Origin of the sequence: Rhodococcus sp. ENV425 (assembly GCF_002887785.1) — a bacterium.
Lineage (GTDB): Bacteria > Actinomycetota > Actinomycetes > Mycobacteriales > Mycobacteriaceae > Rhodococcus > Rhodococcus aetherivorans.
In genome coordinates this window covers 37073-48155 of record NZ_PCZU01000169.1, presented here as the reverse complement: position 1 = coordinate 48155, position 11083 = coordinate 37073, and the positions used below count along the sequence as shown (strand labels likewise).

Here is an 11083-nt window from a genome sequence, read left to right as displayed (position 1 = left end):
GTCACCTGCTGCGCCGACTCGCACTTGGCCAGCATCACGCGGGAATAGGGGGTCTTCGCGAGGGACTCGAGATCGGCGAGGTGGTCGGCCGTGCCGGCCGGGTTGAGCCGCACCACCGTCCGGGCCGGATCGAGCGGGGTGTCCTGCAGGCACCGGCGCGCGTAGTCCTTGTCCCCCGGCGCCACCCCGTCCTCGAGATCGAGGATCACCACATCCGCCGTCGCGGCCGCCTTACCGAACCGCTCCGGACGATCGGCCGGACAGAACAACCACGCCGGACCACCCACGGAGTCGACGGAACCCATGCTTGTCCCCTATCCCTTCTGCGTGTCGTCGGCGGGCCGGCATTGCACGAGTGTCTGGCGCACCGCGACCGCGACGACGTCGCCGTGCTGGTTGCGGGCCGTGTGCTCGAGCGTGACGATCCCCTGCCCCGGACGGGACTTGGACTCGCGCTTGTCGGTGACCAGGGTCTCGGCGTACAGGGTGTCGCCGTGGCGGACCGGCGCGGGGAACTTGATCTCCGAGAAGCCGAGGTTGGCGACGATCGTGCCCTGGGTCAGCTGCGCCACCGACAATCCGACGAGGGTGGACAGGGTGAACATCGAATTCACCAGGCGCTCACCGAATTCGGTGCCCTCACTGTAGGCGGCGTCGAGGTGCAGCGCCTGCGTGTTCATCGTCATCGTGGTGAACGCGACGTTGTCGGCCTCGGTGACGGTGCGCCCGGGGCGGTGCTCGTAGACAGTGCCGACCTCGAACTCCTCGAACCACAGTCCCCGCTGGGTGACGCGTCGCTGAGCGCTCACAGGCCGAGCTCCCGCGCCACGAGCATGAGCTGGACCTCGGTGGTGCCCTCGCCGATCTCGAGGATCTTGCTGTCCCGGTAGTGCCGGGCCACCGCGTACTCGTTCATGAAGCCGTAGCCGCCGTGGATCTGCGTCGCGTCGCGCGCGTTGTCCATCGCCGCTTCCGACGCGACCAGCTTGGCGATGGCAGCCTGCTTCTTGAACGGCTTGCCCGCCAGCATGAGGGCCGCGGCGTCGTAGTAGGCGGCGCGGGCGGCATGGGCCCGTGCCTCCATCCGGGCGATCTTGAAGGCGATCGCCTGGTTCCGGCCGATGGGACGGCCGAACGCCTCGCGCTCCTTCGCGTACTTGACGGACTCGTCGACGCAGCCCTGCGCCGCGCCGGTGGACAGGGCGGCGATCGCGATGCGGCCCTCGTCGAGGATGCGCAGGAAGTTCGCGTAGCCGCGGCCGCGCTCGCCGAGCAGGTTCTCCGCCGGCACCCGCACGTCGGTGAAGCTCAGCGGGTGGGTGTCCGAGGCGTTCCAGCCGACCTTGTTGTAGGCGGGCTCGGCGACGAAGCCGGGCGTGTCGGTGGGCACGACGATCGTGGAGATCTCCTTCTTGCCGTCGCGTTCGCCGGTGACGGCGGTGACGGTCACGATCTCGGTGATGTCGGTGCCGGAGTTGGTGATGAACTGCTTGCTGCCGTTGATGATCCACTGGTCACCGTCGAGCTTGGCGGTGGTCTTGGTGCCGCCGGCGTCGCTGCCGGCGCCGGGCTCGGTCAGGCCGAACGCGCCCAGCGCCCGTCCCGCGGCGAGCTGCGGCAGCCACTTCTGCTTCTGCTCCTCGGTGCCGAAGCGGTAGATCGGCATCGCGCCGAGCGAGACGCCGGCCTCGAGGGTGATGGCCACGGACTGGTCGACCTTGCCGAGTTCCTCGAGCGCGAGGCACAGCGCGAAGTAGTCTCCGCCCTGCCCGCCGTACTCCTCGGGGAACGGCAGCCCGAACAGGCCGAGTTCGGCCATGCCCGCGACGACCTCGTACGGGAACGTGTGGTTGGCGTCGTGCTCGGCGGCGACGGGTGCGACGACGGTCTGCGCGAAGTCGGCGACGGTGTTCTTCAGGTCCCGGTAGTCCTCGGGAAGCTGTCCGGTGGAGAGGTAGTCGGTCATCGGGGTGTCCTAGCTGTCGGTGGTGTCGGTGGGGGCGGGAACGGAGTGGGTGGGAACTCCGCTGCCGGGGACGACGCGGGCGAGGAGCTGGTCGACCTTGACCTGGTCGCCGGGGGCGACGAGGAGTTCGACGGTGCCGTCGACGGGCGTGGTCAGGGCGTGTTCCATCTTCATCGCCTCGACGACGACGACGGTGCTGCCGGCGGTGACGGTGGCGCCGTTCTCGACGGGGACGGCGATGACGGTGCCGGGCATCGGGCTGGTCAGCTCGGCCTCGCCGGCGTGGGCGTCGGCGTCGCGGATGTTCGGTTCGCGGGCCTCGCGCACCGGCCAGGTGCCGCCGTCACCGGCGAGCCACAGCTGCCCGTCGCCCTCGGCGACGAGGAACTCCGAGCGCACCCCGTCGAGGGTGACGGCGAGGCGGCCGGCGTCGAGCCGGGCGGTGAGTGCCCGCTCGGGGCCGTCCTCGACCCGGGCGGTGGCGGCCTCCGGGGTGCCGGTGAGGTGCACGTGATCGGTGCGGGTGGGGGTCTGCAGCCGCACGGTGGTCGGCGCGGGTCCTCCGACCCGCCAGCCGGTGGGCCGGTCCCACGGGTCCACTGCCGACGTCGTGGACGTCGCGGGCCAGCGGCGCAGCCAGCGGTGCGCGGCCGCGGCGACGAGCACCGCGTCGGGGGTGTCCGGGGCGGTGTAGTCGTCGAGGCGGCGATCGAGCAGCCCGGTGTCGAGGTTGCCGGCCTGCACGTCGGGATCGGCGAGCAGGAAGCGGGCGAAGTCGATGTTGGTGACCACCCCGAGGACCGCGATCTCGGCCAGGGCCCGGTCGAGCCGGCGCAGCGCGGCGGCGCGGTCGGGTCCGTGCGCGATCACCTTCGACAGCATCGGGTCGTAGTCGCTGCCGACGACCGTGCCCACCTCGAGCCCGGAGTCGACGCGGATGCCCACCCCGGTGCCGGCCTGGTTGGCGGGTTCGTCGAGCCCGACGACGGTGCCGCCGGTGGGCAGGAATCCGCGGGCGGGGTCCTCGGCGTAGACGCGGGCCTCGATCGCGTGCCCGGTCAGGGTGATGTCGTCCTGTTCGAAGCCGAGCGCCTCGCCGGCGGCGACGCGCACCTGCCACTCCACCAGGTCCAGTCCGGTGACCAGTTCGGTGACGGGGTGCTCGACCTGCAGGCGGGTGTTCATCTCCATGAAGAAGAACTCGTCCGGCGCGTCCGCGGAGACGATGAACTCCACCGTGCCGGCGCCGGTGTAGTCGACGCTGCGGGCGGTGTTGCACGCGGCCTGCCCGATCCGGGCGCGAGTGGCCTCGTCGAGCAGCGGCGACGGGGCCTCCTCGATCACCTTCTGGTGGCGGCGCTGCAGGCTGCACTCACGCTCGCCGAGATGGACGACGTTGCCGTGGGTGTCGGCGAGGATCTGCACCTCGATGTGCCGCGGGCGCTGCACGAACCGTTCGAGGAACAGGGTGTCGTCACCGAACGCGGAGGCCGCCTCGCGCCGCGCGGAGGCGAGCGCCTCGGCGAGCTGACCGGATTCGGTGACCAGGCGCATGCCCTTGCCGCCGCCGCCGGCGGACGGCTTGATCAGCACCGGGTACCCGATGTCGCCGGCCGCGGCGATCAGCTCGTCGTCGGTCAGGCCGGGCCGGGAGATGCCCGGCACGACCGGGACGTCGAACGCGGCGACGGCGTTCTTGGCGGTGATCTTGTCGCCCATGACCTCGATGGCCTTGGCGGGCGGGCCGAGGAACACGATCCCGGCGTCGGCGCAGGCCTGCGCGAAGCCCGAGTTCTCGGACAGGAAGCCGTAACCGGGGTGGATCGCCTGCGCACCGGTGCGCCGGGCCGCGTCGATCACCTTGGCGATGTCGAGGTAGCTCTCGCGCGCGGCGGCGGGGCCGAGGCGCACCGCGGTGTCGGCCTCACGCACGTGCCGGGCGCCGGCGTCGGCGTCGCTGTACACGGCGACGGACCGGATGCCCATGCGGCGCAGGGTCCGGATCACCCGGACCGCGATCTCCCCGCGGTTGGCCACCAGTACGGTATGGAACATCCCGGCTCGGCCGGTGGTATCGAACATGTTCATGTGCCTCACATCCGGAAGACGCCGTAGGAGACCGGCTCGAGGGGTGCGTTCGCGCACGCCGACAGGGCCAGGCCGAGAACTTCCCGCGTGTCGGCGGGATCGATGATGCCGTCGTCCCACAGCCGCGCGGTCGAGTAGTAGGGGTTGCCCTGGTGCTCGTACTGGGCGCGGATCGGCGCCTTGAACGCCTCCTCCTGCTCGGCGGTCCACGGGGTGCCGGACGCGTCGAGCTGTTCCGAACGCACCGTCGCCAGGACGGAGGCGGCCTGCTCGCCGCCCATCACCGAGATGCGGGCGTTGGGCCACATCCACAGGAAGCGCGGCGAGTACGCCCGCCCGCACATCGAGTAGTTGCCGGCGCCGTAGGAGCCGCCGACGACGACGGTCAGCTTCGGCACCCGCGCGCACGCGACGGCGGTGACCATCTTGGCGCCGTGCTTGGCGATGCCGCCGGCCTCGTAGTCCCGGCCGACCATGAAGCCGGAGATGTTCTGCAGGAACAGCAGCGGGATCGAGCGCTTGTCGCACAGCTCGATGAAATGGGCGCCCTTCTGGGCGGATTCACCGAACAGCACGCCGTTGTTGGCGACGATGCCGACCGGGTGGCCGTGGATCCGGGCGAAGCCGGTGACCAGGGTCTTGCCGTACTCGGCCTTGAACTCGGAAAAGCTCGAGCCGGGCCCGGCGGGGTCGCCGTCGACGATGCGCTCGATGACCTCGTGCACGTCGTAGGGGGTGCGCGGGTCGGTGGGCACCACGTCGTACAGCTCGGCCGGATCCGCGGCGGGCGCGAAGGTCGGCGCCACGTCCCACGGCCGGGGGTTGCGGGGCCCGAACGTGGCGACGATGTCGCGCACCCTGTTCAGCGCGTCGCGGTCGTCCTCGGCGAGATGGTCGGTGACACCGGAGACCTTCGAGTGCAGGTCGCCGCCGCCGAGTTCCTCCGCGGTGACGACCTCGCCGGTGGCGGCCTTCACCAGCGGCGGGCCGCCGAGGAAGATGGTGCCCTGGTTGCGGACGATGACGGCCTCGTCGCTCATCGCGGGCACGTAGGCGCCGCCGGCGGTGCACGAGCCCAGCACCGCGGCGATCTGCGGGATCCCCTTGGCGCTCATGGTGGCCTGGTTGTAGAAGATGCGGCCGAAGTGCTCGCGGTCGGGGAACACCTCGTCCTGCCGCGGCAGGAACGCCCCGCCGGAGTCGACCAGGTAGAGGCAGGGCAGCTGGTTCTGCAGCGCGATCTCCTGCGCCCGCAGGTGCTTCTTGACCGTGATCGGGTAGTAGGTGCCGCCCTTGACGGTGGCGTCGTTGGCGACGATCACGCACTCGCGGCCGGACACCCGGCCGATGCCGGCGATGATGCCCGCGCCCGGGCACTCGTCGTCGTACATGCCGTTCGCGGCCAGCGGCGCGATCTCGAGAAACGCGCTGCCGGGGTCGAGCAGGGCGTCGACGCGGTCCCGGGGCAGCAGCTTGCCGCGGGCGACGTGCCGATCCCGCGCCTTCTCACTGCCGCCGAGGGCGGCGGTCGCGAGCTTGTCGCGCAGCTCGGCGACCAGCTGGACGTGCTGGTCGCGGTAGGTCCGCGGAGCGGTCGTTGGGGGGGTTGTCACAGTACCGTCCTCGCCATGGGGGTGAACGCCTGAGTTAATACTCGATAACTGAAAATAAGGTTAGCTGTGATTAACTGAGTTGTCCAGACCACATCAGGAAGGAAGGGTGCGGCCGATGACCGAGCTGAAGCCGGACACCGACGAGCAGCTGCTCACCGCGCGCGGCCGGGCCAAGGCCGACCGGCGGCGGCAACTGCTGCAGGCCGCGGCACGGCTCGTCGCCGAGCGCGGCTTCAACGGCGTGCGCCTCGAGGATCTCGGCGCGGCGGTGGGCATCAGCGGTCCCGCCGTCTACCGGCACTTCCCCAACAAGGACGCGCTGCTCGTCGAGCTCCTGGTCGACATCAGCCGCCGCCTGCTGGCGGGCGGTACCGACGTGATCGACCACACCGACGAGCCCCGGCGCGCACTCGACCGGCTCGTGGACTTCCACCTCGACTTCGCGCTCGGGGAGCCGGACCTGATCCGCGTCCAGGACCGGGAGCTGCAGTCCCTCCCGGAGGACGCCCGCCGGGAGGTGCGCCAGACCCAGCGGCGGTACGTCGAGCTGTGGGTGGGCGTGCTGCGCCGGCTCGACCCCGCCCTGGGGGAGTCCGACGCTCGGACCATGGCCCACGCGGCGTTCGGGCTCATCAACTCGACGCCGCACAGCGCCGACCGGTCCTCTCCCGCGGCGACCCGGGCGGTCCTGCGGCGCATGACCCTGGCCGCGCTCGGCGCCGATCGGCCGGGCACCGAGGACGCCGGGACCTGAACAGGCACGGGGACCCCGTCCGGATCTCCGGACGGGGTCCCGTTTCGCCGCTGTTACCGGACCCTGCTCCTCGTCATGGAGGTGTAGGCCAGCGTCAGCACCGCGGCCACGGCGATACTGATGATCCAGCGGATCCAGTCGATACCTTCGGTGTCGCCCTGGTCGCTGATCATGCCCCAGATCCAGTAGCCGAGCAGGGCACCGATGATGCCGATGACGATGGTGATGAGCCATCCCATCGCCTGCTTCCCCGGTATCACCAGGCGTGCGAGCACACCGATGACCGCGCCGAAGATGATCGTGCCGATGATTTCTCCCATCACGGGCTCCTCTCTCGGAACATCGAACCGTGGGGACGGTATGCCACAGGGTGCGCGGAATATGCGCACTTCGGGTGAATTCCGGTGAATCTTCTGCAAAAAGTTGCGCGGTCCCGGAGGTGCGCCCCGCCCGGCGGGCGAGGCGCACCCCACGATCAGGCGTCGTGGACGATGACGCCGCGGATGTTCTTGCCGTCCCGCAGGTCCTGGTAGCCCTGGTTGACCTCCTCCAGGCTGTAGCGATGGGTGACCAGCTCGTCGAGCTTCAGCTGGCCGGCATCGTAGAGCCGCAGCAGCCGCACGATGTCGTACTGCGGGTTCGCCGAGCCGAACAGCGAGCCCTTGATGGTCTTCTGGAACAGGGTCAGTTCCGTTCCGGACACGTGCACGGTCAGCTTCTCGGGATTGGCCAGGCCGGTGATGACGACGGTGCCGCCCTTGCCCACGATCGAGGTGGCCGCCGAGACGACCTCCTCGTCGACGGTGCCGACGAGGATCAGGGCGGCGTCGGCGCCCTGGCCCCAGCTCAGCTCGTTGACCTTCTCGGCCGCCTCGGCGGCGCTCGCGAAGGCGTGCGTGGCACCGAACTTCAGGGCGGTCTCGCGCTTGAACTCCACCGGGTCGACGACCACCACGTACTTGGCGCCCGCGTGCACGGCACCCTGGACGGCATTGACACCGAGGCCGCCGATGCCGTAGATCACGACGATGTCCCCGGCACGGACGTCCCCGGCGTACACCGCGGTGCCCCAACCGGACGGCACACCGCAGCCGACGAGCACGGCGGTCTCGAGCGGGAGCCAGTCGTCGACCTTGACCACCGAGTGCTGCGAGATGGTGGCGCGTTCGGCGAACGTGCCGAGCATGCACATCGCGCCGAAGTCGGTGCTGCCGGAGTGGAACCGGAACGAGCCGTCCGGCATGCAGCCCTCGAGGATGGTGGCGCCCATGTCGCACAGGTTCTGCCGGCCCGTCGAGCAGTACCGGCAGGTGCCGCAGTTCGGGATGAAGCTGCACACCACGTGGTCACCGGGCTTGACCTTGGTGACGCCAGGGCCGACCTCCTCGATGATGCCGGAACCCTCGTGGCCACCGACGATCGGGAAGCGCGGGGGCAGGTCCCCGTCGGTCAGGTGCAGGTCCGAGTGGCACAGGCCCGCCGCGGTGTACTTGATCAGCACCTCGCCGGGGCCCGGGCCGTCGAGGTCGAGTTCCATGATCTCGAACGGCTTGCCGGTCTCGAGCAGGACTGCGGCTTTGGTCTTCATCGTTGTTCTCCTTGAGGGTGGCGGGTGACGGGGGTCAGAGGGCGATGTTCACGGCCTTGGTCTGGGTGTAGAGGTCCAGCGCTCCCGCGCCGAGCTCGCGTCCCCACCCGGACTGCTTGAACCCGCCGAACGGCATCGCGGTGTCGAAGCCGTTGTACTGGTTGATCCACACCGAACCGGCCTTGAGCCGCCGCGCGGTGCGGTGCGCCTTCGACAGGTCCCGGGTCCAGATGCCGGCGGCCAGCCCGTAGATCGAGTCGTTGGCCGCGGCGGTGATGCCCTCGTCGGCGTCGAACGGCATGGCGGCGACGACGGGACCGAAGATCTCCTCGCGCACCACGCTGAAGTCGGGCTGCACGTCCACCAGCACGGTCGGTTCGACGAAGAAGCCCTTGTCGCCCCAGCGCTTTCCGCCGGTGAGGGCGCGTGCCCCGTCGGTCAGGCCCTGGCGCAGGTAGCCGGTGACCCGGTCCAGCTGCTCCTGGGAGACCAGCGGGCCGAGCTGGGTGGCCGGGTCGAGACCGGGGCCGATCTTCACCTTGCTCGCCGCCTCCGCGACGGCCTCGGTGAACTTCTCGAAGATGGGACGCTCGACGAACAACCGGGTGCCGGCGACGCAGCACTGGCCGTGGTTGAACAGCCACGCATCGAGCGATCCGGCGACGGCGGCGTCGAAATCGGCGTCGGCGAAGACGATGTTCGGGCTCTTGCCGCCGAGTTCGAGAGAGACCTTCTTCAGGTTTCCCTTGGCGGCGTCGACGACCTTCTTGCCCACCTCGGTGGACCCGGTGAAGGCGATCTTGTCGACGTCGTCGTGGGCGGCGAGCGCGGCGCCGGCGTCGCCGAAGCCGGGCACGATGTTCACCACGCCGGGCGGGAAGCCGGCCTCCTCGAAGATCTCGGCGAGCAGCAGCGCCGTGAGCGGGGTCTGCTCTGCGGGCTTGAGGATGACCGTGTTGCCGGCGGCCAGGGCCGGCGCGAGCTTGAACGCGGCCATCAACAGCGGGAAGTTCCAGGGCACGATGAGCCCGCACACGCCCACCGGCTCGCGCAGCGTGTAGGCGTGGAACTCACCGCCGGGCACGAACGGCATCGTGACGTTGACCGTGCTGCCCTCGATCTTGGTGGCCCACCCGGCGTAGTAGCGGAAGATGTCCGCCGACCACGCCGTGTCCACGGCCGCGGCGATCACGGCGGACTTGCCGTTGTCGAGGGCCTCGAGCTGGCCGAACTCCTCGGCACGTTCGGTGAGCAGATCACCGACCCGCCAGATCATGCGCTCGCGCTCGGCGGCCTTCATCGTCGGCCAGGGGCCCTCGTCGAACGCCTTGCGGGCGGCCCGCACGGCCCGGTCGACGTCCTCGGCGGCGCCGTGGGCGACGTCGGTGAGCTTGTCCCCGGTCGCGGGATCGTAGGTCGCGAAGACGCGGCCCGAGGCGGCGTCGACCCATTCGCCGCCGATGTAGAGCTGCCTGGTCCCGGAGAGAAACTCCCGGACCCGCGGAGCGACGGTGTGCTCGGCAACAGCTGTCATGCCCAACCTCCTGAAGTAGTGTGACACGGGTCATACTGCTTCGGGCAGGCCCGCGGGAACTGTTCAAGGATTGGACAGTGCGCACATGCGCATACGACGGTCAGCCGGCGATGCCGAGTGCGCGGATCCTGCTGTAGAGGGTGGTGCGGCTGATGCCGAGCCGCGCCGCGGCGTGCACCTTGTTGCCGCCGCTCTCGCGCAGCGCCTCGATGATGGCCTCCCGCTCGGCGCGCTCGCGCCCGCCCAGGCGCGAGACCCGGCTCGTCGCGCGGTACTCGACCGGCAGATCCTCCACCCGCACCGGCAGCGGGGACTCCCGCTCCGGGATGGCGGCCAGCACCGCCCGCAGCTCGGCGAGGTTGCCGGGCCACGAGCGTTCCGACAGCGCCGTCAGGGCACTGGGGCCCAGGCGCAGGTCCGGCCGGTCGAGTTCCCGGGCCAGCGCGGAGGCCAGGTCGCCGAGTTCCCGGATCCGTTGCCGCAGCGCGGGCACCCGGACCTGACCGGGGCAGCGCGCCAACAGTTCTCGCACCGTCGGGCGGACGTCGTCCAGGGGGTCCGCGGTGAGCACGAGGCGGGCCGCGGCCGGGTCGGAGAGCATCGACGAGAGCAGCGCCAGCACCGGATCCGGCGCCAGGTGCACGTGTTCGACGACCACGACGCCGCCGTCCGCCGCAGCGGCGACCGACAGCAGCCCGGCCGCCCACTCGTGTTCGCCCTCGCCGACGATCCGGGCGGCGTCGAGGAAGGTGACGGTGTCACGTACGAGTTCCCTTGCGGCCCAGGTCCGTCCACTCCCGGGCTCGCCGAGGATCGCCACGCCACCGGTGCGCTCGCGCAGCCGTCCGAGCCGCTGCCGCAGCCGCGTCGTCGCGTCCTGCGCGACGTCGCTGCGGGGCACGGGTTCCCGCGCGGCGGCGGCGTCGAGCAGGAACAGCGCCCCGCTGCCGATGCCCGGGATGCGGTCGATCCGCAACCGGGTGCGCCCGCCGGCGGACAGCGCGAAGTCCATCGTGCGGGACTCCCCCGCCGGCAGGTCGACCGCGATCGCGCGCAGCGCCGCGTGGTCGGCGGGCACGAGCAGTTCCACGGCGGCCTTGTTGGTGAGCATGATGTCCTCACCCATGGCCGCGACCGCGACGCCGCGCTGCTGCGCGGCCCGCTGGAACGCATCGACCACCCGCCGGTCCGATTCGCGGGCCCCCTCGAGCAACCGCGCCTCGATGTCGCGGGCCGCGCGGGCGAGGAACGGCACGAACAGCGGATTGGCGATCTTGCCGGCGGCGGTGATGTCGAGGATGCCTTCGATGCGGCGGGTGACGGGATGCACGAGGGGGTGCCCGTAGCAGCTGAAGTCCTTGAGGGACTCGAGGTAGTGCTCCTCGCCGTGCACCACGAGGCTCTGCCGCACCTCGAACGGGGTGCCGAGAGCGTTGGTGCCGTAGGTGTCCTCGCTCAGGGTCGCGCCGGGGACCACGCCGATCTCCTCCATGGCGCGCTGCATGGGTGCCGCGTCGAACAGCCGGGCCACGATCCGGCA

10 protein-coding genes are annotated in these 11083 nt (G+C 70.7%); 1 reads left to right on the top strand and 9 read right to left on the bottom strand.

Annotated features, from left to right (window positions below; genetic code table 11):
* The 5 genes from CQZ88_RS13810 to CQZ88_RS13790 form a co-directional block, all read right to left on the bottom strand.
* Positions 1–305: aldolase/citrate lyase family protein (locus CQZ88_RS13810; protein WP_258008590.1), on the bottom strand; the 305-nt coding region annotated here is incomplete at its 3' end.
* A gap of 9 nt (positions 306–314) precedes the next feature.
* Positions 315–809, bottom strand: coding sequence for a MaoC family dehydratase (locus CQZ88_RS13805; protein ID WP_006947103.1), 495 nt, complete (start codon positions 807–809; stop codon positions 315–317).
* A complete protein-coding gene (locus CQZ88_RS13800) occupies positions 806–1966 on the bottom strand; it encodes an acyl-CoA dehydrogenase family protein (protein ID WP_102799907.1) in 1161 nt (386 codons plus the stop codon). The genes CQZ88_RS13805 and CQZ88_RS13800 overlap by 4 nt, the downstream gene beginning before the upstream one ends.
* Before the next feature lie 9 nt (positions 1967–1975).
* Positions 1976–4048, bottom strand: coding sequence for an acetyl/propionyl/methylcrotonyl-CoA carboxylase subunit alpha (locus CQZ88_RS13795; RefSeq protein ID WP_102799908.1), 2073 nt, complete (start codon positions 4046–4048; stop codon positions 1976–1978).
* Positions 4049–4059: 11 nt separating this feature from the next.
* On the bottom strand, positions 4060–5667 hold the full coding sequence (locus tag CQZ88_RS13790; protein WP_029544938.1) for a carboxyl transferase domain-containing protein: 1608 nt from the start codon (positions 5665–5667) through the stop codon (positions 4060–4062).
* A 115-nt stretch (positions 5668–5782) separates the two neighbouring features.
* Here CQZ88_RS13790 and CQZ88_RS13785 point away from each other — a divergent pair, with 115 nt between their 5' ends.
* Positions 5783–6421, top strand: coding sequence for a TetR/AcrR family transcriptional regulator (locus CQZ88_RS13785; RefSeq protein WP_102799906.1), 639 nt, complete (start codon positions 5783–5785; stop codon positions 6419–6421).
* Between the two features lie 53 nt (positions 6422–6474).
* On the opposite strand, the gene CQZ88_RS13780 is transcribed toward CQZ88_RS13785, so the two are convergent.
* The 4 genes from CQZ88_RS13780 to CQZ88_RS13765 form a co-directional block, all read right to left on the bottom strand.
* Positions 6475–6741, bottom strand: a complete 267-nt coding sequence (locus tag CQZ88_RS13780) for a GlsB/YeaQ/YmgE family stress response membrane protein (RefSeq protein ID WP_006947094.1) — start codon at positions 6739–6741, stop codon at positions 6475–6477.
* Between the two features lie 155 nt (positions 6742–6896).
* Entirely contained in the window at positions 6897–8009 is a 1113-nt protein-coding gene (locus CQZ88_RS13775) for an NDMA-dependent alcohol dehydrogenase (protein ID WP_006947092.1), read from the bottom strand.
* Between the two features lie 34 nt (positions 8010–8043).
* A complete protein-coding gene (locus CQZ88_RS13770; protein ID WP_006947089.1) occupies positions 8044–9543 on the bottom strand; it encodes an aldehyde dehydrogenase family protein in 1500 nt (499 codons plus the stop codon).
* A gap of 100 nt (positions 9544–9643) precedes the next feature.
* The coding region (locus CQZ88_RS13765) for a helix-turn-helix domain-containing protein (protein WP_258008589.1) at positions 9644–11083 on the bottom strand (1440 nt) is incomplete at its 5' end.